22 protein-coding genes are annotated in these 25,230 nt (G+C 47.2%); 2 read left to right on the top strand and 20 right to left on the bottom strand.

Going from position 1 to position 25,230, the window contains the following annotated elements; genetic code table 11:
* Positions 1-96: 96 nt before the first annotated feature.
* The 9 genes from DXD92_RS05295 to rfbC are packed head-to-tail and all read right to left on the bottom strand — an operon-like array spanning position 97 to position 11,031.
* A complete protein-coding gene (locus tag DXD92_RS05295; RefSeq protein WP_416388055.1) occupies positions 97-2,310 on the bottom strand; it encodes a glycosyltransferase in 2,214 nt (737 codons plus the stop codon).
* 21 nt (positions 2,311-2,331) lie between these two features.
* Positions 2,332-3,765, bottom strand: a complete 1,434-nt coding sequence (locus tag DXD92_RS05290; protein WP_118640229.1) for an ArnT family glycosyltransferase — start codon at positions 3,763-3,765, stop codon at positions 2,332-2,334.
* Positions 3,746-4,987 carry a rhamnosyltransferase WsaF family glycosyltransferase gene (locus DXD92_RS05285; RefSeq protein ID WP_227093573.1) on the bottom strand — a complete coding sequence of 414 codons (1,242 nt, stop codon included), beginning with the start codon at positions 4,985-4,987 and terminating at the stop codon, positions 3,746-3,748. The genes DXD92_RS05290 and DXD92_RS05285 overlap by 20 nt, the downstream gene beginning before the upstream one ends.
* An 18-nt stretch (positions 4,988-5,005) precedes the next feature.
* Positions 5,006-5,977: a glycosyltransferase family 2 protein gene (locus tag DXD92_RS05280; RefSeq protein ID WP_022462975.1), complete on the bottom strand. Its 972-nt coding sequence runs from the start codon at positions 5,975-5,977 to the stop codon at positions 5,006-5,008.
* 2 nt (positions 5,978-5,979) lie between these two features.
* Entirely contained in the window at positions 5,980-7,356 is a 1,377-nt protein-coding gene (locus DXD92_RS05275) for a hypothetical protein (RefSeq protein ID WP_118600532.1), read from the bottom strand.
* A gap of 4 nt (positions 7,357-7,360) precedes the next feature.
* Positions 7,361-8,284 carry a class I SAM-dependent methyltransferase gene (locus DXD92_RS05270; protein WP_117804382.1) on the bottom strand — a complete coding sequence of 308 codons (924 nt, stop codon included), beginning with the start codon at positions 8,282-8,284 and terminating at the stop codon, positions 7,361-7,363.
* 28 nt (positions 8,285-8,312) lie between these two features.
* Positions 8,313-9,644, bottom strand: coding sequence for an ABC transporter ATP-binding protein (locus tag DXD92_RS05265; protein WP_117801715.1), 1,332 nt, complete (start codon positions 9,642-9,644; stop codon positions 8,313-8,315).
* Between the two features lie 9 nt (positions 9,645-9,653).
* Positions 9,654-10,454: an ABC transporter permease gene (locus tag DXD92_RS05260; protein ID WP_055219413.1), complete on the bottom strand. Its 801-nt coding sequence runs from the start codon at positions 10,452-10,454 to the stop codon at positions 9,654-9,656.
* 16 nt (positions 10,455-10,470) lie between these two features.
* A complete protein-coding gene (rfbC, locus tag DXD92_RS05255) occupies positions 10,471-11,031 on the bottom strand; it encodes a dTDP-4-dehydrorhamnose 3,5-epimerase (RefSeq protein ID WP_022462980.1) in 561 nt (186 codons plus the stop codon).
* Positions 11,032-11,336: 305 nt separating this feature from the next.
* On the opposite strand from rfbC, the gene DXD92_RS05250 reads away from it, so the two are divergent.
* On the top strand, positions 11,337-13,286 hold the full coding sequence (locus tag DXD92_RS05250) for a sulfatase-like hydrolase/transferase (RefSeq protein WP_243001857.1): 1,950 nt from the start codon (positions 11,337-11,339) through the stop codon (positions 13,284-13,286).
* A gap of 117 nt (positions 13,287-13,403) precedes the next feature.
* On the opposite strand, the gene DXD92_RS05245 is transcribed toward DXD92_RS05250, so the two are convergent.
* From DXD92_RS05245 to DXD92_RS05225, 5 genes are all read right to left on the bottom strand, one after another.
* Entirely contained in the window at positions 13,404-14,534 is a 1,131-nt protein-coding gene (locus DXD92_RS05245) for an acyltransferase family protein (RefSeq protein ID WP_055227568.1), read from the bottom strand.
* A gap of 95 nt (positions 14,535-14,629) precedes the next feature.
* On the bottom strand, positions 14,630-14,968 hold the full coding sequence (locus DXD92_RS05240) for an EamA family transporter (protein WP_022462983.1): 339 nt from the start codon (positions 14,966-14,968) through the stop codon (positions 14,630-14,632).
* Positions 14,961-15,311: an EamA family transporter gene (locus DXD92_RS05235; RefSeq protein ID WP_118600534.1), complete on the bottom strand. Its 351-nt coding sequence runs from the start codon at positions 15,309-15,311 to the stop codon at positions 14,961-14,963. Before DXD92_RS05235 ends, DXD92_RS05240 begins: the two co-directional genes overlap by 8 nt.
* A gap of 16 nt (positions 15,312-15,327) precedes the next feature.
* On the bottom strand, positions 15,328-16,164 hold the full coding sequence (locus DXD92_RS05230; protein ID WP_055227571.1) for a hypothetical protein: 837 nt from the start codon (positions 16,162-16,164) through the stop codon (positions 15,328-15,330).
* A 12-nt stretch (positions 16,165-16,176) separates the two neighbouring features.
* On the bottom strand, positions 16,177-17,244 hold the full coding sequence (locus DXD92_RS05225; protein WP_118640228.1) for a DUF6077 domain-containing protein: 1,068 nt from the start codon (positions 17,242-17,244) through the stop codon (positions 16,177-16,179).
* A 199-nt stretch (positions 17,245-17,443) separates the two neighbouring features.
* Here DXD92_RS05225 and DXD92_RS05220 point away from each other — a divergent pair, with 199 nt between their 5' ends.
* On the top strand, positions 17,444-19,690 hold the full coding sequence (locus DXD92_RS05220; protein ID WP_158581769.1) for a hypothetical protein: 2,247 nt from the start codon (positions 17,444-17,446) through the stop codon (positions 19,688-19,690).
* A 58-nt stretch (positions 19,691-19,748) separates the two neighbouring features.
* Here DXD92_RS05220 and DXD92_RS05215 read toward each other — a convergent pair whose 3' ends face one another.
* The 6 genes from DXD92_RS05215 to DXD92_RS05190 form a co-directional block, all read right to left on the bottom strand.
* A complete protein-coding gene (locus DXD92_RS05215; protein ID WP_055219419.1) occupies positions 19,749-20,729 on the bottom strand; it encodes a glycosyltransferase family 2 protein in 981 nt (326 codons plus the stop codon).
* 17 nt (positions 20,730-20,746) lie between these two features.
* Entirely contained in the window at positions 20,747-21,622 is an 876-nt protein-coding gene (locus DXD92_RS05210; RefSeq protein WP_118595173.1) for a LicD family protein, read from the bottom strand.
* Positions 21,615-23,012, bottom strand: a complete 1,398-nt coding sequence (locus DXD92_RS05205) for a sugar transferase (RefSeq protein WP_118595172.1) — start codon at positions 23,010-23,012, stop codon at positions 21,615-21,617. The genes DXD92_RS05210 and DXD92_RS05205 overlap by 8 nt, the downstream gene beginning before the upstream one ends.
* Positions 23,012-23,776 carry a glycosyltransferase family 2 protein gene (locus tag DXD92_RS05200; protein ID WP_117804423.1) on the bottom strand — a complete coding sequence of 255 codons (765 nt, stop codon included), beginning with the start codon at positions 23,774-23,776 and terminating at the stop codon, positions 23,012-23,014. The genes DXD92_RS05205 and DXD92_RS05200 overlap by 1 nt, the downstream gene beginning before the upstream one ends.
* A 139-nt stretch (positions 23,777-23,915) precedes the next feature.
* Positions 23,916-24,476 carry a manganese efflux pump gene (locus DXD92_RS05195; RefSeq protein ID WP_055219426.1) on the bottom strand — a complete coding sequence of 187 codons (561 nt, stop codon included), beginning with the start codon at positions 24,474-24,476 and terminating at the stop codon, positions 23,916-23,918.
* A gap of 80 nt (positions 24,477-24,556) precedes the next feature.
* Positions 24,557-25,228, bottom strand: coding sequence for a ribulose-phosphate 3-epimerase (locus DXD92_RS05190; protein WP_118595171.1), 672 nt, complete (start codon positions 25,226-25,228; stop codon positions 24,557-24,559).
* Between the last annotated feature and the right edge of the window lie 2 nt (positions 25,229-25,230).

The following is a 25,230-nucleotide window of genomic DNA, read 5'->3' as shown; positions in this document are numbered from 1 at the left end:
GCATCGAAAACGCAACCGATTTCGATGCCATTTGGGTATAACGCAGAGCTACCGCCAGAAATATTTGCTAGTGCGACAGCCCTTTTTGTTGCTTATTTATTTTCCAAGATACTGTTCTAAAATCTGTGGTTCGATTCTTTTCCAGTTTCTTTCCTTTACCGTCTCTTCTGCTCCCGTATCCAGTTTTTTCCTCAGTTCCGCATCTGTCAGAATACGCTCAATCGCCGCTTTTGCCTCCGCGAGATTTCCCTGCGGATAGAGAATACAGTTTTCCCCATCTTTCAGGTATTCCAGATTGCCACCGTTCGGCACAGCAACGACGTAGCCGCCGGACGCCATCATCTCAAGCGGCGGATAGGAAAAGCTTTCCAGCAGGCTTGTTTTCAGCAGGATATCACACGCCGCATAGACTTCCGGTGTTTTTTCATATGGAACCCGGTGTAAAAAGCGGTCCACGCGGTACCAGGATTTCGGATTTCCATTGTAGGACATGTACCAGATCTCGAATTTTTCCAGATCCAGCTGTTCCACGATACGGAAGCTCTCGTCCACGTTTTTATGCTCCGCGCTGCAGTCTCCCTCGATCAGAATCCGAATTTTTCCCTGCAGATCCCGCCCCCGTTTCGGATAGAAGGACGGATCGATGCCGTTCGGAAGATAGGCTGCTTCGGTATGGTATTCCTCCCGCAGCCAGTTCTGACACCATTTGGAAATGGTTACGTACTCCATCGGGCTCCTCATCCGGTAAGTCGCCGAAGTTGCGATCCGGTACGGGCTTCCCGGCGGATAAAATCCAACTTCAAAATTCTGCACCAGATATTTTTTCTTTCGGATCTTGCTGGACTGTTCGACGAACTCTGCGGTATTCCACATCGTCGCTACCGCAAGATCCAGCGTTCCCTGCAGTTTCTCTCGCTCGGCCGACAGCACCGGAAAATGGAAATCACCCTCATGATACCACTCCGCCTCCCCTTCCAGAGTAAAGAGGCTGACCTGCGCTCCTGCTTTTACCAGCATTTCCGCATGAAGAAGTGCAACGCGGATGCCTCCGCTGATCTCCATCGCTGGAAGCACAAAGGCACAGCGTAGATTCCAGTGGCGCTCCACCCACTCGCAAATCCCGGTGGCATGAAAGATTGTGACACACTCGCGGCTGCACCGGCCATATGCCCGTCCGGCAATGGCTTTTCGTGCCGGTTCGTCGTCGATCAGCCACTGCAGTTTTTCCAACCACTCCGCTTCGTCTCGGCAGAGTACGCCGTCTTCTCCATCCTGTACCATCTCAGCAAAAGCGCCGAGATTGCTGGCTGCTGTCACAGTCTGCACCAGAGCCGCTTCCACCCATTTATTTTCCGATTTCGCACGGTTAAAAATCGTATCGGTAAGCGGAGCCAAGTTGATATCCACCGACGCAATCCGCTCCGGCAGTTTTTGGTAATCGACAAAGCCCTCCATCTGGATCTGGGAAGCAAACAGTTTCAGCTCCACCGGGAGTTCCAGAATTCCCACGATGAGGAGTTCCAGGTTCGGATTTTTGCCAAGCAACTGTTTCAGCACCGGAACGATCATCTCGATGTCGTCCAGATGCGTCGCACTGCCGCTGAAATAGCCAAGGCGTACTTTTTTCGCCGTTCCATCTGCTTCGTTCTTTTTCTGTTTTTCTTTTAACACCGCCTCGGACAGTAGCAGCATCTCATCTGACGCACAGTTGCGGTTGATCAGCACCTCCGGTACGTACTGCTTCAGTTCTTCTGCCAGCGCCGCTGTCGTCGTAACCGCCGCATCGCAGAGGGAAAGCAGCTCGCCCATGTTTCGGACATTCTGATCGTATGCCTGCCGTTCTTCCGGCTGCATCCGGTCGAGAAACGGAATCTGATCGGTGTATTTCGTATCGATCACAAGATCATCCACATCGTACCACAGAGGCTTGTTCATCTGCTTTGCCATTGTGGCAAATTCCCGCAGGGTGTCCGTCATCGGGCAGCGGAAAATCACGAACGCGCCGTAGCAACGTACCATCCAGGGCTTCAGCTCCTGAAAATAAACCGTATCACACGTATATCCGCCTGCCTCCAGCTGCTCCATCTGATGCACCACGCGGTACCGGTGTGGATGCGGCAGCTGTTCATTGCAGCCACTGATAAAGAGAATATCCCGGTAGACCCGGGATTTTTCTCTCTGAAACTCTTTTTCTTTTTTTGCCCGCGCAAGGTACCCTTTCGTACGCCCAGCCAGACCGCCGATTCCTTCTTCTGCAACAGCTTTTTTTAATTTTGCTGTCAGCACTGAAATTTTTTCCAAACGTTTCACCGCTTTCTTTCTCTGTTCCGCTTACCGCAATCCGTAGTAGTTCTGCAAGTACATCGGATAGATGATTCTCGCCCAAGTAAATGCCGCTAATGCCGCTGCCGCCACACAGACCAGAATACAGAACAATTTTTCATACTTCTGTAGTTTTTTCTCCCGTTTCAGGAACGCCTGCACACCCTTCGTCACGAAATACATCAGCGGAATCAGCATCGGCATGCTGTATCGTCCCTGCGGCTGAAAATCAGAACTGTAGGAGTAATACGCATTCAGATAATTCGGGATCAGCAGGGCAAACACATTAGCCCAGGTAAACCATCCCAGTTTACTCCATTTTCTCTTCGTTTTTCCGGTAAGAGCCGTCTGCGTGCCGTCTGCATTCCAGAAGAAAAAGTCTCTCTGGCAACAGTTCCGCATCAGAATGAGACCGACAAGAAGACAGCAGAGGTACGGAACAATAATCATCGTGGAAAGATAAATCTTATTGTAGCCAAACGCGCCGACAAAGCTGTACAGCACTGTTACCAGCCAGTCATGTTCCAGAAAACTCGGCTTATAGAAGATCATATGCAACATGGAGCCTCCTTTTTTCTGGAAGGTCTTGATGTGCGACGGCTTGTACTGGTATCTTGCATACAGTTCCGCGCTTGCGCTCGATGCCTGGCGTCCCAGAAAATCTCCTCCATAGAGAATAGCATTTCGAATAAACCACCACAGAGCAATGACACAGACGATCACCAAAATAAAAAGACCTTTTTGGATCATTTCTTTCCATCGTTCTTTGACCGGTTTCGACTGGTCCGTCAGCATCGTTCCCACAAAGTAGAAAAACGTCATCAGAATAAATCCATACGCATTGTAATACGACAAGAAACAGATTCCCATTCCAACGGCCGATACCGCACACGTGGTCCAGCTCCATCCCTCTTTGTACGCCTTTACCCAGGAATAAAAGATAATGGCCGTCGAACACATTGCAAGCGCGTCGCAGTTGACATAGGAATATAAAATCACATTGCCCGGCAGGAAAACCACCAGAGTCGTAAACATCCATGCGTAGCGTCTTGGAAACAACAGCTTTGCCGTCTTTAAGACCACCCAGGCAGTAAGCGCTCCCAGCAGAACATTTACAAAACGGGCGGAAATGAGCAGCATCCACTCATCCGTGGAAAACAGGCTCATCCCCTTCATCAAAACTGCAGATGCCATATAGGAGAGAATCGGATTGAATGCATAGGAAATCCCCCAATCCTCATTCCGAATCAGCGGTTCGTCACCCCGCGGAAGCTTCCCATATTCATAAATGAACTGTGGAATCTGATACCGCATTGATTCATCCGACGAGAAATTGTATCGCTGCGTACAGGACCACAAAAAGTAAAACAGGAATACGCCGAATACAAACAGAATCTCGATTCTGCGTTCTCTGCTCACATCCTTACTGCAGTTTTTTCTCATCTTCCTCAATTCCTTTTAGCATACTTGCGTAAACTTTTTCGGCTTCTTTGTACCAGGAGGTTCCCTTTACGAAATCCATTCCCTTTTTGCGGATTGTAGCCAGCTCATCCGGGTGGTTGAAGTAATATTCCATTCTATCTGCGATCTGGATCGGATCATAGTCAACCAGAATGGAGTTTTCCTCATTTACCATCCAACTGCTGTTTGCACCCTTGGAGCAGACAGCGACCGAGTTGCAGGCCATAACCTCGAACGGTACGAGGGAAAGGTTGGTATTCGAAATAACAAGGCACATATCACAGATCGCATAGGAATCTGCCAGCACCTGCGGTGTTACGATACCTAAATTTCTGTGTTTGAACGGAATCTCATAGCCGCTGACATCCCATCCCGCGAAAACAACCTCGATCTCCGGCATTCTGCGGCACAGCTCATTGAGTGCCAGCATACCGAGCTCAAAATCACGTCTCGGGGTAACCGGGCGGGCATAGAAGAAAACTCTCTTCTCGTTGTCCTGCTTTTCCTTCGGCTGATATACCTTGTCATCGTAGGAGAAATGGAAGCTGTCTGCCTGCATGCCGTATTCATTTCTCATGATATCCCGCAGCCAGTCTCCTGCTGTGATTCCTCGGAATCCCATCTTGTACGTGTTCTCTGCAAACTCATACTCCGAACCGTGTGCATAGAAATGCGGCTCGAAATCCTGTACGAAGTAAAACTTCGAAATCGTATTCTGGAATTTTCTTACGTAGTAAGCGGTGGTCCAGGAGGTTGCTACGGTTGCATGTGCAAATTTCATCTGGGATACATCGCAGTAAACTTCTACTTCCGGCACAAGAAGCGGGAAGTACTCTTTTAGGAATTTGCGGATGGACGCATTATCCTGAAAATTCGGGGACATGTAGAGATAAACTCTACTGTGGAAACCGAGGCGCTCCAGGTTGGAAATAAAACGGAAAATGGTGGTATGACCGCCGGAACCAGGTCCCATTTCCGGTACAACCCAATTCAGGATCTTTTTCTTGTCGTTTTTATGTTTCTCATACTCTTTTTGATTGAACGGGATCGGATCGTTGTCTACGACAAATCTGTAAAATCCGATGACGTTGTTCTTCGGCGGTACAGCCGGCTCATTGCCCTGTTTTGCGCGCTCAATCGTTTCTTTTAATCCATGATTCTTCAGATACCGTAACGCACGGTATGCTACATTTGGTTTTTTCACGTTTCTTTTTCCTTTCTTCTATGCATGTCTCTGATCGTACTGCTGCGAAATGTGACGATCCAGGAACTGTTGTTTCCGTTTGGAATACAGATGGTATTTTCCGCCGAGATAGCCGCCCACAAAGCGGTCAAAATTGCGAAACAGGGAATAAAATGCCCAGTGGATTTTCTCTTTTTTACTGAGCGGCTGCTGACGGATATACACGCAGTCCCCTCTCACCTGACGGTACAGCATGCCCGGAAGCTGCGTCCATTTCTGTGCAATCATATACTGATGAACTTCATATAATCCCTTCTGCTCATCATAATACCGTTTGAAATACGTTCTGAGTTTGAAATTGTGGGAATGATATACCGGTGCATACGGGCAGTATACTTTTTTGAATCCGAGTTCAATCATCTTTCTCGCCCAGATCTGATCCTCGGCAAAGTTGACATCCTCATACGGATATTTTTCAAAAATATCTCTTCGGATACAGGAGTTATTGTCGGAGAAAAACGCCAGATAATGACGATATCCTTCTTCTCTTTCGTAGCGTTCCGGATCATCAAGGTGGAAAATCGTATTAGTTTCTCCAAATCCTTTAAAATGGCCGTCCAGATCACGCTTGTCAAGCAGATTGCAGTCCGGATACGGATAATGAATCCCGAATCCTCCCACGATTTCCGGGTCCATCTTCATGGCATCAATGAAATTCTGCAGCCAGGTATCGGTCGCTGGAAGCGCATCCTGCGTAATAAAGATGATATACGTTCCGTTTCCTTTGGAAGCACCATAGTTTCTCGTTTTTCCATGTCCAAATTCGGACGGCTCAATCTGAAACAAACGGCATGGATATTTGCGGATCACATCGAGAGTTCCGTCCTTTGACCCGGAATCCACGCAAATTACTTCATATTCATACTCTGTCTTCTGTTTGAAAACGGCATCCAGCACTTTTTCAAACAGATGCCCACCATTTTTGGTAGGAATGACAATGGATACATCCATAGTTATTTACTCCTTTTTATCACATGCTGCACTTTATCTGCCATACGCACAACCTTACGCTGGCGCATCCGCTCCAGCTCTTCCTCCAGAAACTGCTTCTGTTTTCTCGTTTCCTGGAGTTCTTCTTCCCTGTGTGCAAGTGCCGCTTTTTCTGCTTCGATTTCTGCCTGCAGCTGGCCTTTCCGATAAATCTCCCCGTTCAGTTCATCCCTCAGATCTTTATTCTGACGGATATATTGAATAAACTGGGACGTAACGCCATCGCCTTTGTAGTAAATCCGGTAATCAATCCGGATCTGTTCATAACCGGCATTCCGGAATTTCAGAACCGGCGTTCCAAGGAAATAATAGTCGTCGATAATCTCAAGCTCGGCGTTGTGCGAAAAAGCGATACGTTCCGTCTTCCCATCGCTGCATACGCCCGCGAGAGAACGGATTTTAATGACAGCCCCCTCCTGCATCAGCTGAAGGGAAAGCTCTCCGTCCGCGTCTGCCTTTTCAAGCATCATCACCTTCTGCTCATCCAAGCCGAAGCAGTCCTCATAATAGAGTTCTCTCTCCTCCGGTGCTGTTTCGGTGAGCACAACCGGGTACATCATTTTTTCTTTTTCCCAGATAGAAAGCGGATAATTGTGCCGGTGCAGTTTTCCATAGAACGTGGCGAGCGCATTTGGCTCACCCTTTCCGGCCGCGAATTCCTGGAAGCACTCTTCCATATGGTAGTATACCGGAATCTCTTCCATGGAAATACCGCCAATGGCGTACAGTTCTTCCTGCTCTTCCTTCGTCAGTGCACTCGCCGCCTCCTGTAAAAAGACGCTCCGCGCATAGATAAATGCAATCGGTACGGCAAACGGGAATACCCACTCGTAGTCTGCCACCCAGACCTTTTCTCCATCCAGAAGAAGGTTGCCCGGAATCATGTCAATATTGGAAATCTCCGCTGCGGCAAGTCCTTCTTTCAATGCCGGATGGCCGAACACCTCACAGAACGCATCGGTTTCCACAAAGGATTTCTGCCCTTTTGCCGATGCAATGATCTGATACAGCAGTTCATAATCCTTTTTCAGCGATGCAAAATCTTTTTCTTTTCCATGACGGGAAATGCGCGTTTCCAGACTTTCCCCTTCTACAAAAGGAAATGCAAGCGCGCATTTTTCTTCATCCAGTTCGCATGGGCAGATCTGTACGCCCGCATAGGCGTACAGATGCTCCAGCTTTCTATAGTTTTCATACATATGCCGGATGTGGAGTTCTCCCTCTTTCTGCAGCGGAAGCTTCCACACACGCCGGATCCCATCCTCTTCTGTAATCCGGGTCATAATCTGAAATTCGTTCCGACGTTCTCTCGAAAATTTCGTATACAGAACTTTCCTCATACGTTTACTCCTTTTTCTCCACTTCAATCAGAAAGGAATTGGAAAAAACCGGAAACAGACCGGACTTCAGGATTCCGTCAAATGCTTTGCCTTCGTCAAAAAGTGTGATCCTGTCAGCATCAAAATTCCGCTGATTTTTTCTCAATTCACCCGGCTTCGGCAGATATTCATCCGAATAAATGACCGCCGGAAATTTGTAATCCGGATAGGGATAATAAAACTTAAACTTCGAAAAACCGTTTTCCTGCAGCATCTGCTCCAGCTCCGGTTTGCTGAATGTCTCGACAAAATCGATCCCCGGATATCCTTCAATTCCGGCAAATTCCCGGCCCACATGGTCTTCCCTGCAGCCGGCAAAATACTTCAGTCCCAGACGGTTCTCAATCGCAATCAGGATTTTTCCGCCCGGTTTTAAGAGACGATTGATCTTTTCCAGATATTCCGGATACGGATTATCCTTTCCAATATAGCTTTTTGCATACTCCAGAACACCGATCAGTGTCACGTAATCGAAGCGTTCTTCCATTTTTTCTGCAACAACATTAAAGTTTCCAACCATAATCTCCAGGTTGGACGCATCCTGATTTTTGTAGGCATTGATCGTACTGCGCCGCTTCGACAGATCGTTTGCCACTACCCGCTTTGCATTTCTGCAGAGCACGCCGGAAATGGCTCCGCAGCCGGCTCCGACTTCAAATACGGAAGCATCGTCTTTCCACTCATACCAGTCCAGAATATTTTCCCGTTCCGGAGAGAGATGATAAAAAATCGGCCAGCTTTTTTCTGTGAGGATTACCTTCTGGTAATCCTCTTTCGGCGTCGTCTTGACGATCTCCAGCAGCCGGTCCTCAATGCTGCCGTCGCTGTAAGCATCTTCGCCGTCATAATAATCCAGGTTCAAAAGAACATTTCCTATTGTTTCTTTCATATAACCCCCGTCGTTTATCCTCCGCATCCTACTCGTAGGTCACGGTAGAGTTCATATCAAAAAATCCTACGGTGTCTTTCATGGAGAAGACTTCCAGGAAGCAAGCATCGTACAGTCTGTGGTGGATCACCAGCTCTTCCAGATGGTAGCTGGTACATCCAAACGACATCAGATACTGTCCGCTCTGCAGCGGCATGATCTGGTCAAAGCATACCGTGACGGTCTTTCCTGCTTCCACCACGTCTTTTGTGTAATCCTCCAGCGCCGTATTCGTTCCGGTAATCTCCGTTCCCTTCCGGTCTTTGATCGAAAAGGCAAAAATCGGATGCTCCATCGTTTCATGGAACTTGATTTTCATCTTGATGCGGAATCTCTGGTTTTTATCCACAGAAGATGTAATCATACCTTTGTGGTCGATAATCGCAAAGTCCACGATCTCCGCAGCCTTGTCTCCATACTCTACCAGCTGCGCATTCGCAATCAGGCGTTCTCTCCAGAGGCCTTTTTTCGGCTTTTCTGCCGATACGGCACCGGATGCATCTGCTTCGGTTCTCTCTTCGGTCTGTTCTGCACTCTCTTCGGTCTCTTCCTCTTCTTTTGTCTCGTCATCGTACTGGTTGGCAAGAATCTTCTTGTAGACATCGACTGCCTCCGACGATTTTCCAACCATCACCTGTTTTCCTTTGTTAATCAGAAGACATCTCTCACAGTACTTGATGACGCTGCCCATATCGTGGGAAACGAAAAGGATCGTTTTTCCTGCTTCTTTCAGATCGTTAAATTTCCGGTAACACTTGGACTGGAAGAAAATGTCTCCGACGCTTAAGGCCTCATCGACAATCAGAATATCCGGATCCACATTGATCGCAACCGCGAAGGCAAGGCGGGCAAACATACCGCTGGAATACGTCTTAACCGGCTGATTGATAAAGTCACCGATCTCTGCAAACGCAATGATATCGTCGAGCTTTGCCTTCATCTCCTCCTCGGTATAGCCAAGCATCGTTCCGTTCAGGAAAATGTTCTCAATACCGGTATACTCCATGTTAAAGCCTGCACCCAGTTCCAGAATGGCACTGACTCTTCCCTTTAACTCCACGTTTCCGCTCGTCGGGTTTAAGACACCTGTGACGATTTTCAGCAGTGTGGATTTTCCGGAACCGTTCGTTCCAATGATACCGACACACTCGCCCTTATGCACCTCAAGTGAGATATCCTCCAGCGCAAAATGATCGGTGTGATAGTTTTTATGTGTCAGTGAAAGCGATTCTTTCAGACGGTCCATCGGCTTTTCAAACAGCTTGTAGACCTTGCTGACATGGTTAATTGAAATTACTGTTTCTGTATTTTCTGTGCTCATTCCATCCTCCTATAATACATCTGAGAAATGAACCCGGAGGCGCTTGAACACTTTGGAACTGATTAGTCCTGCCATAAGCACAAAAGCCCAGAAGTAAAGGGTGTGCCATGGATGCTCGAAGAACCAGAGTCCATTCATAAAGCTGTCACGATATCCCTGGACAATATAGTACAGAGGATTCAGCTTCAGAAGGCTGTTCAGCCAGTTCGGAATATTCGGAATTGTTGTGGTATCCCACAGAATCGGGGTTGCCCACATGCCGACATTCAGAATTACATTGATAATCTGGCCGAAATCGCGGAAAAACGGTGTGATGGAACAGGTCAGATAGGAAAGTACAACGACGAGACAGATCACCGCAAAGGTATAGTACCCGATCTGGATAATCTGAACCGGCGGAAGTTTTCCCATCAGTGCAAAAATCAAAATAGCAAACACAATAAAGAACAGATGTACAAACAGGGAAGAAATCACCTTTACAATCGGAAGTACACTGATTTTAAATACGACCTTCTTTACCAGATAACTGTATTCCAGCAGACAATTTGACGCACTTGGCAGCGCATCAGAAAAGAAGAACCACGGAATAATACCGGAAACCAGCCAGCAGATATACGGATATCCAGTGGCAGCTGGCTGCACGCGCAGTCCGAGCTGGAATACGACAAAGTAAACAGCAACCGTCACCATCGGCTGGATAAATGCCCATATAATGCCAAAATACGCTCCGGCGAATTTATTGCGGAAATCATTTTTTGACAGTTTCCAGATCAGTTTCCGGTTCTGATAAAGTTCTTTGAATACGTTCATAAATGTTTTTTACTCCTTATTTCTTTAAATCCTTAATTCCGCCCCATTTATGATCTTTTTCCGAAATAATCAGATCTTCTTTTGTCATTCCTTCCGGCATCGGCCACTCCACGCCGATCTCCGGATCGTCAAAGTACAGACCGCCCTCATCGTTTGGATGATAGAAATCGGTACATTTATAAGCAAACTCTGCATAATCAGAGAGTACGATAAATCCATGTGCAAAGTTCTTCGGAATAAAGAACTGTTTCTTATTTTCTGCCGAAAGCAGGACGCCGAACCATTTTCCGTAGGTTTTGGATCCCTCGCGAAGGTCAACCGCAACATCGAATACTTCTCCGTTTACCACGCGTACCAGTTTGTCCTGCGGGTAATTGATCTGGAAGTGAAGTCCGCGCAGGACACCTTTTTTGGATGCAGACTGGTTATCCTGTACGAACTGGACATCAATGCCGGCTTCTTTAAAATCATTGTAATTGTATGTCTCCATAAAATATCCGCGCTCATCGCCGAATACGGTCGGGGTAATTACTTTTAATCCTTCAATTTCACAAGATTCTACTTTAATTTTTCCCATTTTTCTTTCCTTTCTCTTCTCCACAAAAATGTGAACAGATCTTTTTTTGACCTCTTTTGTGTCTACAATCTTTGCTATTATACCATTCTTTTCTGAGAAACTCAAGAACCCATTTTCACGCCCGCCCCGCCGCTTTTTATGTAAATTCCCGGATTTTCATTTTCCACTCGTATTTTTTAAGAAAATACTATTTTTTTCGTAAAGTTTCTGTTATAATATCGTAAGTTCCCAGTTATATTTTATACCTAACGCTACCTGTTTGTTACCTATTATAAAACACTAAAGAAAACTGGAGGTTATTTACTGTGTCTCGCAAAAAAGTACAGCATGTTGGAAAGATACTTTTTTCCATTCTTTCCGTTCTGTTAGGATTCCTTGGGATCCTTCTTTTTACGTCTTCCCGCTGGATGCTCGCGACCTGGGCGCATCTTGATATGGAAGAACTTGTTTATCACTTAAAGGCACCCCTTGAGGGTACCAGCAAGGATGTGCTCTGGAGTTACGTCTGGTCCTGCGGCATGATCTCTTTTGCCGTTCTTGCTATTCTGATCGCGCTTTTTATTATCCTGCGCCATCGGAAGAAAGTGGAAATCATTCTCGGTTGCATCTGCATTGCCCTGGGAATCGCTCTTTCTTCCTATTCTCTTTATAATGTCTGGACGACGCTGGATATCGATACTTACCTGCACATTCAGAACAGCTACAGCACTTTGATCGAAGATAATTACGTCAATCCGTCCCAGACAACGATTACATTCCCGGAAAAGAAACGGAATCTGATCTATATTTATCTGGAATCAATGGAAAGCACCTATTCTGATAAAAAAGACGGCGGTGCTTACGACCACAATTTTATTCCCGCCCTGACTAATCTTGCCCTGGACAATATCAATTTTTCCAACTCCGACAAGCTGGGCGGCGCTTATCCGACAACCGGAACCACCTGGACCATGGGCGGTCTCTTTGCACAGACTTCCGGTCTTCCGCTGAAGCTTTCGATTCAAGGCAATGAGATGGCTTATCAGGACAGCTTTTTTCCGCAGCTTTCAACACTTGGCGACGTTCTCAATGAAGCCGGCTACAAACAGTACTTTATGATGGGTTCCGATGCCGCATTCGGCGGACGGAAGAATTACTTCACTTCGCACGGTGATTATGAAATTGACGATTACTACTGGGCGATCAGCGAGGGACTGATCCCGGAAGGCTACTACCAGTGGTGGGGCTATGAAGATGCCAAACTGTTTGAGTATGCAAAAGATAAACTGACGGAGATTTCCAAGAATGACGAACCGTTCAACTTCAGTATGCTGACTGTTGCCACCCACTTCGAGGACGGCTACAAATGTGACGAGTGTGATGAAAAGCAGTACGGAGATGACCACTACGGTATGGTGATTGACTGCTCCAGTTCCCGTGTCAGTGAGTTTATAGACTGGATCAAGGAACAGCCTTTTTATGAAAACACGACTATAATTCTTTCCGGTGATCATCTGACCATGGACTCTGATTTTTGTGAAAACATCGATGAAGATTATCAACGTTCTACTTATAACGCTATTTTAAATTCACCCATTCTTCCGGTTCATGAAAAAAATCGGATTTTCACCACGATGGATATGTTCCCAACTACTCTCGCAAGCCTTGGAGCTGTCATTGACGGTGACCGTCTTGGACTTGGTACGAATCTTTTTTCAGACAAGCCTACACTTGCCGAAGAACTTGGCTTCGATGAACTGAATCGCCAGCTCTCTATGGGCTCCCGATTCTTCGATGAACTTGATGCTGATCTTACCCCCGTCTGGGTCGGCGATGGCGAATATCAGAAATTTTATATTAAGGAAGAAGATCGATTTGCCAATAACGAATGGGTAACTTACAATCCACATCAGCTCTGGGCTGACGGTAAGCAGTCTTATTTTATTGATAAGGACGGCCACGCGGTTTCCGGCTGGCAAAAGCTTGAGGATGGGAAATGGTATCATTTTTCCGAGTCGGATTACCATCTCATCGAGGGTCCTTGCGATACAAATCCTGAATTGGAAGAGGAAACACCCGACTCCACTTCGGTAAGTGACATTTCCTCCGCTTCTTCTTTTACAGAAAACGATTTGGATTCCACAGTCGAAAGTTCTTCTTCTGGAATAGATGAGGACGATTTCTCTGAAAATGAGGATAATTCCAAAACCATCAGACATCTAGGCTCTTCTGCGGAAGATGATCCTCACAACCTGTCTCCTATCGATTATCAATAAAAATTTGATAACGATTCAGATCTATGCAATATAAAATAAAATCCCGCAGAAAAAGTTTTCATTTCTTTTTCTGCGGGATTTTTATTTTGCAAAATATTTAAAGCAGTATACGCTTAACTATTGTCTTACGTACAAAAATATGTTTTTTCCCATTTTTTTCACCTGTGTAAGGATCCACTGGATCAGTAAGGCAACAAAAATCGCTGCTAATAAATACAGAATTTTTGTCTGTTCTACGTCCTTCGGCATATAATACCACCAAATATCACTTTTACATCTTGACCAGTCAAACTTCAAAAACAGCTTTGTGCCATTCGCAATTGTTCCGAAAGCAACTTTTACAAGTAAAAAACCCAAAAACTGATTTTCCATAATCGAAAATGTGTTGTCTGCAAGAAGATTAATCCACTTTTTTCTTCCAAATACTGGTTCCATTATCGTTGCAATCCGCATCCAAAGTGCAATTCCCAAAAAACCAATAATAATTGGCATGACCGGTCCTTGATTAAAGTCATTGCACCACGCTGGCGTATAAGCCAACCTAGTTTTATAATGAAGAAAAATCATAAGTTTTGCAGCAAACACAATCGCAAAATACACTACAGATGGAATCCTGTCCACATATTTCTCCAGTATCTTTTTATAAAAAATACCCATTGCATAAAACGGAGCAAAATACAGAATTCTGACCACTGTCAGCCACCAGCTGGTGCGATATTCCATAATCGCCAAAAAATTGCCGCCCATTCCAATAAGTACTGCCCCTGCAAAAAATATCCATTCCGGTATCTGCCATCCTTTTCGCTTAAAAAATGCCCGAATCATACAATTTAATATTTCTACCATAAACAAGGGCACAATATACCAGCCGGCCATATTAAGGACAAACTGATGCCCATCGTTTAAAGGTGAAATCAGAATATTGTGCAAATTAAATTTTCCACCGATTTGAAAGCCCCACCGATGTAATAACCTGACAAGCAGCCCATACGCAATCGTATACCCATACATTGGAAGTATCAGGGTACGAAGCTTTTTACAGACATATCTCCCCGGTCGTTTCAGTGCTGCATCTTTAAAAAAATATCCTGAACAAAAAGTAAACAGCGCCAGATGGATTCCCTCATACGGAAACCATTGCGCAAAGTCCAAAGAAATTCCACCACCATCACAATGTCCCGCAACAACCATCAGAATCGCCACAGCATATAATATCTTAAAACGATAATCTATTTTTTTCTTATTCATAATCAAAAGCCGTTCGTTTGTTGTACGCAGACCCCCTATTTCAAAGGACAAGGACTGCTTAGCTGATATCGCTTTCTTTCCATCATCGGAACATTTTACGGCAATGTATACACCAGTACTCCCAGGATAATAATCAGATTCCCAATCAGCTTTCCTTTTGATACCTTTTCTTTCAAAACGCCAAAGGAAAGCAGCAGGACAAAGACGTACGTAAAGGTATCCAACACCGGACCGTATTTCAAATCTACCTGTGTGTAGGCATACGTATTTAAAAGAAGTACACTGCCAAAAATCAGATACGCCACAATCACGCGCCAGTTCAGATACTCGCGAAGTGCAGATGCATGCTCCTCGTTGGCGCTTTGTTTCAGCAGAATCTGTGATACTGCTGAAAACATTGTACAGATCAGCATTAAAATCATATATTTATTCATATCGCTGCACCACCATAACTCCCACCAGCACAATCAGAAGGCCGATGATATTTTTTACCGTCAGATTTTCATGAAAAATGAGCACGGCCCAGATCTGGGACCAGATCAGATAGACGCTGCGGTTTGCATATGCGGTTGACAAAGAGAATTTTTTGATTACCTTCTGCCATGCAATAGCGTAAATGCCACAGTTTGCAACCATCAGAAATAAAAATACATATAATAGAGGATTTTTGATTCCTCCCCGGTTCAGCTGAACCGATGCTGCTTTCGAGAACACACTCGTCAGAGAAAACAGCAGGATATTCAGGTGCAGCTGAATATAATTTTTTGCCTTATTCAAAAACAAGTCCTCCTTCTTACTTTTCTTCCACGCGGAAAATGATATGCCCTTCTACTTCTCTTACCGGGATGCACCCCGCTGTTTCCACATAGGATACTGCCGCTGAACTGCTCGAAAGTACAATATACTCTGCATTCATTTCCCTAAGACTTCTGTAAAATTCTTTCTGATCCAGCGACAGATCCATCTGTGTGATAATCTGAAGGATCTTTGTTTCGTCTTCAATTTCCTGCTCGGTCAGTGCATCGGTTGATACCGTATTGGAGCCCTGATAGGTCAGAACCATATCGCGGTCCAGAACCAGTTCAAACGAAGCATCATACTGCCGCACGATCAGGTTGAAATCCGGTTCAAAGACAACTCTTACGGTTCCCTCTCCCGCTTCTTCGTGCAGCACCGTACAGACGGCCAGAAGATCATCTGGCATCTTGTACTGGTTATCCGGCAGCTTCGGCAGTCCGCCAGCCAGTACGGAATTTCCGCCAAAACAGATGACCGCTGCCAGCGCAGCCGCGGTCAGATACCGTCTCCAGCCTTTTTTCTGCCCGCCCACAACTTTCGTGCAGGCATATCCGATGGTCAGTACCATCGGCAGAATCCAGAAAAACCGGTAATAGACATTGACCATTCCAAGTTTTCCCAGGATATATTTCACCGCAAATGGATTGTATACCGTAAAGGCCAGAAAAACAGCGGTTGTTACGAACACATACCGCTCTTCCTTTTTTCCTTTTAAAGCGAGATACAGCACCGACAGCAGAAACAGCGTCAGTACGGTTGTGTTTCCTCCAAACGTCACAAAGACCTGTCTCACAAAATCGAGGCCGCTCTCATTCAGATTTATTCCGCCCACATTTTCTCCTTTCTACCGCACAACCGGAATCTGCAGGATACCGCGCACACCAAGGAGATAGACCCCAAGCACCAGCACACACGGCAGCACAGCAAGCAGATAGAGCCCGCTCTGTCCCCAGCGTTTTTTCCGCACAAGATTCGGCAGAATCACAGCACTCATGGCCACCGGTACGGTCATCATGGATGACATCGTAAGATCAATCGCAGCGACGCCTGTCATGAAAAACAGCAGCCAGACTCTCTTTCCGTTTTTCTCCTGATACATGCGCAGGCCAAGATAAAACAGAAACGGGAGGATGATATTGCACAATACGGCCTTTCCCTCGTATCCCCTCGTCAGCAGGAACGACGCATTCGAAAAGATCGTATGAAAATTCAGATTCACAACACTAATAAAGCACAGGAGCACCCATACCATCTGTTTTTCTTTTAACAGCGCCTTTCCGATCTGTGCATAGACGAGATAACTTAAAACTACCGTCATCATACAGAGAATCACCTTCGTCACTACGAGCGGATGAAGGCCCGTTAAACGGCACAGTACTGCATTTGCTGCCGGATACATGCTGAACACATAACGGATGTTAAAAAAATCCAGTGCTTTTCCTGTATATGGGTCAAAGCTGCTGATGGAATCTGTCGCAAGGTTCGTTGTCACACTTCCCACATAATACGCTGCATCCGCACTGCCGTTTTCCTGCAGTGCAGCAACAAAATACAGCTGGATTCCAATCAGCACCAGCATCATATAAAAAGCCGCCGTCTTTCCTCTCCAGAAACCGCCGCTTCTTTTTCCCCACTCTCTCCACATTCCCAGATGAAGACAGATGGAAGCAATTACAAGGACAGCCACAACAGCAGCCCATACCCATGCGAGCAGATGCAGCTTTGCACCGAGCACCATCATCGGCACAGAAATCAGTTCAAATAAGAAGTAATATGCAATAAAGCCAAACAGCACAGTTTCACCCAGATGTCCGCTCTCATACCTGTTTTCTCTGATAAAAAAAGAACCCAGGCAGCAGAACACTGCGAGCATTCCCAGAAACAGTGCCGGCATTTTTAATAAGGTAATCATGTTTGGTTCCTTTCTTTTCCTTACATTCCCAATCCCACTCATTCTAACATGATGCCCTGTCTGCGTCAAGTAATCGAAATTCTAATAAACATTGACTTTTCCCTGAAATTTTGTATAATTGTGATGTTGAGCGCTTATTTTCCACCCGGCTGTTTTACTTTTTGTTTTAATGATATATGTTACGAAAGGAGCCATTGATATGCCTTTTTCCCGGCATACCCGCAGATCCGTGTTTTCCATCGGCGCTGCATCCCTTGCCGCTGCTTTTCTTTTTCTCACCCCGGAAAACACACATGCGGCTGATACTACAGCAAAAATTCACATTCTGACACTCGGCAGCGGCTCCAATGCCATCGTTCTGGAAAGTGTAGACGATAATGGCCAGAAAATTTTCGGCATGGTAGACTCCGGCGAGGACTGGGATTACCCTGACGGATCTGATCCGCGTTATCCGCTGCGCAGCGGCATCACAACGTCGACCGGCTACGACGATGAGGTACTCTCCTACCTGGACTCCCTCGGTGTCACCTCCGATAATCTGCAGTTTTATGTTGCAACACATCCGCACAGCGACCATATTGGAACCGGCGATACCATCGTGCGGCTGTATTCCCCCGACCGGGTTTATCTGCTCCCGTATGATGACAGTTATATCTATAATACTGCGCGTCTCTGGGACAATCTTTATGTCTACGACCAGCTTCTTACTGCTGCAGAAGAGACTGAAGGCGTGACCCTGATCCAGCATCTGAATCCCGGTGCCGCCTCCGCAGAAGAAGGATCTCCTGATTTTGCTTTTGGAAATTTCCAGATCCAGATTGTCAACTACGAGGAAGATTATCTCACAAGTCCAAAAGAGGACGCCAACCAGTTCTGTCTTGGTGTAATTGCCTCCGCAAACGACCACCGCGCTTTTCTGACGAGCGATATCGACGACGTCGAGGGCGATGCCAGCCGGATTGTTTCGAACTACGGGCTGTACAGCATTGATCTGATGACTTCCAATCATCACGGATATCCGAATGCTGTCGATGCAGACTATCTTGCTGCCGTCAACCCGGAATATTTTATCCAGACCGGTGACTTCCGTATTATGGATAACGATACCGTCGAGACCCTGACCTCTCTGGGGCTGCGCGTATTTTCCACGACAGAATATTCCGGCGATCTTCCGGCAGTCATTGCTGACTTTTCCGGTTCCGCGGTCACTTCCAACGTGGATGATACCTATGAAATTTACCGCGGCCGTTCTTCCAAGCTCGTTGCTTATCATGACGGCATCCCGTACAGCGGATTTTTCACCCGCGGCGGACAGAAATATTATGCAGACAGCAGCCATCTTCTCGTATGCTCCACTTCCTGGCGCGACACAGAAACGGGCATCGAATATACCTCCGATGAAAACGGCGTGATCACAAACGAACGCCACGTCATCGGCTGGGTAAAACGGGATGGAAAATGGTATTACTACAACGATGATGAAACACCGTATACCGGCTGGCTCACCCTCGACCACAAAACGTATTACCTCGGCGCGGACGGCGTTATGGCAACAGGCTGGCTTCTGCTTGATGGAGATTACTATTATTTTTCCGGCAGCGGTGAGATGCAGACCGGATGGCAGTTTATCAGCAACAACTGGTACTATCTCGCCAAGGATACCGGTATTATGTATTCGTCCGGATGGCACGCTGATCCGGAGACCAAAACGATGTACTATTTTTACACATGGGGAGGTGCCGCACGCAATACGACACTTACCTTAAACGGTTACCGCGTCAAATTTCTTTCCTGGGGCGGTATTTCCGGCAGCACCTGGCTGTACCATGACGGTGCCTGGTATTATGTACAGAAATATTCCTGCGTAACCAATGGCTGGTATCAGATCGATGGCGCCTGGTATTTTATGAATGCGGACGGTTCCCTGAAGCAGAACGAAAGTTTCCTGTATGACAACAATCTCTACTTTGTAAATAAGAGCGGAAAAATGTATCAGAACCAGTGGCTGAAATGGGATGGAAACTATTATTATCTCAGAAGCTGGGGCGGTGCCGCACACGAAGGCTGGCTGCTGCTTCAGAATAAATACTATTATATTAATGAGGACTGTACACGGAAAACGGATGAAGCCTTTACGTATGATAACAATCTTTATTTTGTTGATGAAAACGGCGTCATGCCGGCAAACCAATGGGTGATCCGGGACGGTGTCTGGTACTTTACCTACAGCTGGGGCGGTGCGAGAAAATCGCAGTGGTTCTATTATAAAAACAACTGGTATTACTTCAACGATGATGCTTCCATGCAGACCGGCTGGGCAGAAATTGATGGAAAAACATATTATTTCCAGAGCTGGGGCGGATGCGTCACCGGGACGAAAAAAATTGACGGAACAACGTATGTGTTTGATAAAAACGGTGTTCTGCTTTCCGAAAAAGAAAGCTAGAAAAATCCATATAAAAATGCGGCAGAAACGAAAATCTCATTCGTTTCTGCCGCATTTTTTATAAATTTCTTTTCCTGAACAGTGCACGAACGCACTGCCGGTAAATTCCGGTTCCCAGAAACAGGGTCAGATAGGCGATTTTCCGCCCATTCGTGAAGTGATCGCCTTCCAGTACCAGAAGCGGATGCTTTTTAAGCTCTTTTGCCAGCCTCTTCGCAAGCGCCTTTTTCTCCGCGTCCATGGTTTCCAACAGCATCAGCTTGTCCAGCACGAAAAACCGCGCCCAGCAGCAGCGCACACCTGCTTCTTTTTTCAGCGCCGGGTGGCGTTCTTCCACGACATTCTGATTATGATCCCATACTTCCACCGAACCCAGATCTGACCAGCGAAAACCGCTTGTCGTGAGGCTTTCGCGCCGGTGCACATAATAGTATTTCTGTGCTGTGGAAAAGGCCACCTTCCGGCAGTGCTCCATTAACGGAACGATGACGTATGCATCCTCGGCGATTGTTTTCTCCGGATAGACAACGCCCTCGAAAATCTCTCTCCGATACAGCTTGCCCCACGGCATCACGCCGAACACGCGCGCCTTCATCACCTGGCGCAGTCCCTCCTCGCTGTCGGTCACAGATTCGATTCCCTCCTGTTTCAGATCCGGCACCGGCCTTCCTTCATAGAGATCGTATCCGCGGCAGATACTCATTTCGGCATCATATTTTTCCGCCAGACGATACAGTGTTTCCAGAAGATCCTCCGCTGCGAAATCGTCGCTGTCCACAAACGTGATATAACGCCCCTCTGCAAGCGCAACGCCCGCATTCCGCGCCGAACTGACGCCGCCGTTCTCTTTTTGGTGATAACGGATCCGCGCATCCTGTTCTGCGTATGTCCGGCAGATTTCACTGCTCTTGTCGGTGCTTCCATCATCTACAAGAAGCAGCTCCCAGTCCGTAAAAGACTGGGAGAGAATGGAATCCACACATTTTTTTAAAAATTTTTCTGCCTGATACACCGGGGTAATGATTGAAATTTCCGGCATTGTTTTATCCTCTTTCTTTATTTCTTACAGCAGTAGTGTATCCCCTTATACTGCTCATACGGATGATCGAGATCCAGAAACGCCGCATCGTGGTGCCCTTTCTGCTGTTCTTTCGGCGGCAGTTTCATATAATTGCCGAACGCCATGCGCAGATATGTGTCATATCCGACCGGAATCGGCAGGCACTCATTCTCGAACGGAACCTCAATCGCCGATGCAAAAATCTTTTTCGGATATTTCCGGAGAATCGCCTGCGGTGCGCACATCTCGGTGATGCCGTCCACCCGTGGGCTGTCGATATCAAATTTTGTAATATAGTTCTCTGCCTGCTTCCAGATCCGGTACCGCATCTTCTGCGTCGGAGCCAGCGCCAGCAGAATCGTTCCCAGGTAATGCATAAACGCGCCGTGGCGTTCTTTGGTCGGAATAACCTGCGTGCAGAAGAGCTGGAAAATCTTTCCCTCGATCACCTGCCATTTCCGCGCAAGGTTTCCCGGTGCATAGCCCTCGATCGGGAGAATATCAAGCGCAACGCCGTGGCAGAGATCCATATCGACCTGCTCCTTTTTCACCTGCGTGGTGCGGCTGTCGCGGATGTTCGCAAACGTGTGCGCATTGCAGAAGCCCTCTTTCGGGTACTCGAGCTTGTAGATTTTACTCTCCTCCTGCGTATCCCAGATTTTCAGGAACTTCTCGTAATCTTTCCGCGGCATGAAAAAGTCGAGATCATCGTCCCACGGAATAAAGCCGCCGTGGCGGATTGCACCGATACAGCCGCCGCCGCAGAGATAACAGGTCAGATGATTTCTCTGGCACCAGTGGTAAAACATAACGGCCATTTCCAGATTTTTTTCCTGCAGCCGGCGCAGAATTTCGTCCTCGGTATTAAACATCTTTTTTCTCCTCTTCCTTCGCGTTCAGGCTGATCGTCTGTCCTTCCTCGAGCCCTTCTGTGCTCTCCTTTGTGAAGACAATCTTAAAGGTTGCAAGAATCAGCTTCAGATCCTCTAAAATCGAATAGCTCTCTATGTACATCAGATCCAGCTTCAACTTGTCGTATGCGGTCGTGTTGTACTTTCCGTAAATCTGGGCGTAGCCGGTAAGGCCTGCCTTTACTTTCAGACGGTAAGCAAACTCCGGAATCGATTCCTCATATTCCTTTGCAATCTCCGGCCGCTCCGGGCGCGGTCCGACGACGCTCATATCGCCCTTGAAAATGTTCAGAAGCTGCGGCAGCTCATCAATTCTCGTCGCGCGGATCACCTTTCCGACCGGCGTAATGCGGCTGTCGTTCTTCGTTGCCAGACGGGCTACGCCGTCTTTTTCGGCATCCACGATCATGCTTCGGAATTTGTAGACATAGAATTTTTTTCCGCCGATCGTGAGACGTTTCTGTTTAAAGAACACTGGGCCATGGTCATACAGCTTGATGCAGAGCGCTGCGATCAGCATAATCGGCGACGTGATCACAAGAAGAATCGTCGATACGAGCAGATCCAGCAGGCGCTTGCAGAATCTCTGATCAAACGAAAGACCACTGTTTCGCGCGAGCAGAAGCGGTGTATCGAAAATATGGAGCGCTTCCGCTTTCCGTACCATAATATCCGACAGCTTCGGCGTCAGATAGACACGGATTTCTTTCGCATAGCAATATTTCAGCAGACGGTTGCGCAGCTCCGAATGAAGATCGCCCAGGATCACGCCCTCCTGACCGTATGCGTCAATCTGGCGGCAGAGCTCTTTCTCTCCCACTTCCACGCTCACCTTATGTGCTACAATATACTTGTCCGGCCGCTGGTTCATCTTCAGCTCCAGGCTTTCCATCGGGTATTCACCGTAAATCAGAAGCACCTCTCTTGGCGGAAAGAGACGCGCAAACGTCTTCTCAAAAAGCCAGGATACAATGCCTGCCAGCGCAAAGTCCACGAGTGTCATGCCGACCATCGGCAGAATGTACGGCAGGTGGCGCCACAGCAGGATAATCTGCAGATACATCAGCGCATTGGCACAGAATGCCGTCATCATCTGGGAATAGATGATGCTGCTTCCCTTCATGTAGCCGATCTTCATGCCGCCGTAAATGTACATGAAAACCAGAAGAAAAATGCCGTAGATCACGACGATAATCTGATTTCCCTTATCCCAGAACGGCTCCAGCCACAGGTGGCTCGCATAGTATCTGTCCCAGAACACAGAAAAAACAGCGCATTCCAGAAGCACAATCGCCGCGACCGCCAGGACACGCATCAGATGTTTGTACTGTTCCCTGTTTTTATAGTTCATCAATCTCTTCCTCTCTTTTTGCCCTTACCGTAATACTTCCGCACACCGTTTACGGCATAGCACGCAAAACAGTACAGGGAGCGGAACGTTCCCATTCCCAGCTCGCGGTAAACACGGTAAGTCATTCCTGCAGAATGCAGTTTATTCCCCGATTTTCCTGTGCTGGACAGCCGGTATTTCAGCAAAGGCTCATCCACACCGCAGGCTGTCCCGTATTTTTTCAGGATCCGCAGCCAGTCCAGATAATCCTCGTGGCACTCGTCCTTTTCCATCGGGAATTCCAGCAGAACGCTTCTTTTGGCCAGTACCGACGAGCAGCCGATCACGTTGCCGCGCAGTAGCATTTTGTAGGTGATCCGCTCCGGGACAGAAAAAATCTTCTGCTTTTCCGGTTCCTGATCGTAAATCAGCTCCCGACCCGTACAGCAGAGCACATCACCGGTCTTTGCAAGGGCTTTTTCCTGCTTTTCCAGTTTTTCGGGATCCCAGTAATCATCCGCGTCCAGAAAGGCAATGTAATCGCCCTTTGCGAGCTGTACACCGCGGTTTCTGGATGCGGATGCTCCTTTGTTTGTCTCATTCCGGATATACCGTACCCGGTCATTTTCTCCGTAACGCCCCATCTTTTCCATCGTATCGTCCGTGGAATGGTCGTCGATCACCAGGATTTCCAGCGGGGTTTTTGTTGTCTGGCAAAGGACTGAGTCGATTGCCTGAAACAGTGTTTCTGCACCGTTGTACGAAGGGATTACTACTGAAATCATGTATTTTCCTCTCTTACTTTGTCTGCTGCATCTGTTTTTTAAATTTTCCAGCAGCAAACCTCCTACTTTTATAGCATATCTGCACGGGCTTGTCAATTTTACGCCGGGATCTGCTGGTTTTTCTTTCTTACATGTAATTCTATGTGAGCTTTAAAAACGCCAGTAAATAGAACAGAATTCCTCCGAACAGTGCTCCGTTTCCGCCGTTTTTCTGCCCCGTCTTTTTTCCGATGGCAGTTCCGGCATACATCGCCGCCATTCCGACCGCGAAGGAGGCAAAAAAGATCTGTCCTCCTGTCACCGGAAGATCCGCGGCAAAGACGCCGGAGACAATTCCATCCACCGACATCGAAACCGCCAGCAGGCCAAATTCCAGTGGGTGGAGCTGTTTTTCCAGATGTTCCAGTCTTGCTTCTGGTTTTCCCTGCTTTTTTCTTCTGCGTTTTCTCAGTTCTTCGAAAATTTTCAGCGTTCCCATAAGAAAAAAGCAGCCCGCACCCACTCTGGTTCCCCATTCCGGTCCTGCGGACTGCAGAAATCTTTTTCCAAACTGCGCGGAAGCAACCAGGGCAGCACTGCAAAACAGATTCAGCAGCGCCGTCATGCCGGGTGAAATTCTCGTATTGCTGCTTCCATATCCGATGCTTACTGCAAAGTTATCGGCTGAGAGCGCCGCAGCAAGCAGAAGCAATTCTACCATATGACACGCTCCGTCATTTCTCACTTTACAGTATTCGTCTGTTTTTCAAACCGTGCATCCCGGGAAGGCAGTTCTTTTTCTTATTCCACTGCTTTCCGGAATTCCCGGATTTTTTCTCCGAAGTGCGATACATTGGTGCAGAAAATGCTCGAAGTTCCCGCCACAAAAATGCTGGCTCCAAAGGAACGCAGCGTCGCGCCGTGCTCCTTCGTAATGTTTCCGTCCACTTCTAAAATGATGTCCTCCCGGTGCATCTCCTGCAGAAATTTCTGCAGCTTTTCCGCCTTGCGCAGCGTACTCGGCACAATTTTCTGTCCGGCAAAGCCCGGATTCACCATCAGAAGATTGACGCCGTCGATATAATCAAGCACTTCCTCGATCTGCCCGATCGGTGTCGCCGGGTTGATCGCGAGGAACCGCTTGCAGCCGTACGGCACGAGGTAATCGAGCGCGCGCTGCACCTGGAAAGTGCTCTCATAATGAATTGTCACGATGTCCTCTTTGTAAATGCCGATCCACGGCAGCTTGTACTCCGGGTCTTTAATCATCAGATGAAGATCGAGCGGAATACTCGTCAGTTCCCGCAGTCCGCGGATGTAGTCGACGCCAAGGCCGAAGTTCGGAACGAACTCGCCGTCCATCACATCAATATGGAGATATTCGACTTTTTCTTTTTCAAATACATCGATCGTCGCCTGCAGATCCACAAGGTTTGAGCACATCATGGATGCCGATATCTGACTTTTTCTCATAT

Origin of the sequence: Blautia sp. TM10-2, from assembly GCF_003480845.1 — a bacterium.
Classification (GTDB): Bacteria; Bacillota; Clostridia; order Lachnospirales; family Lachnospiraceae; genus Fusicatenibacter; species Fusicatenibacter saccharivorans.
The sequence above is the reverse complement of the archived record's forward strand: the minus strand, read 5'-3'. Positions and strand labels throughout refer to the sequence as shown.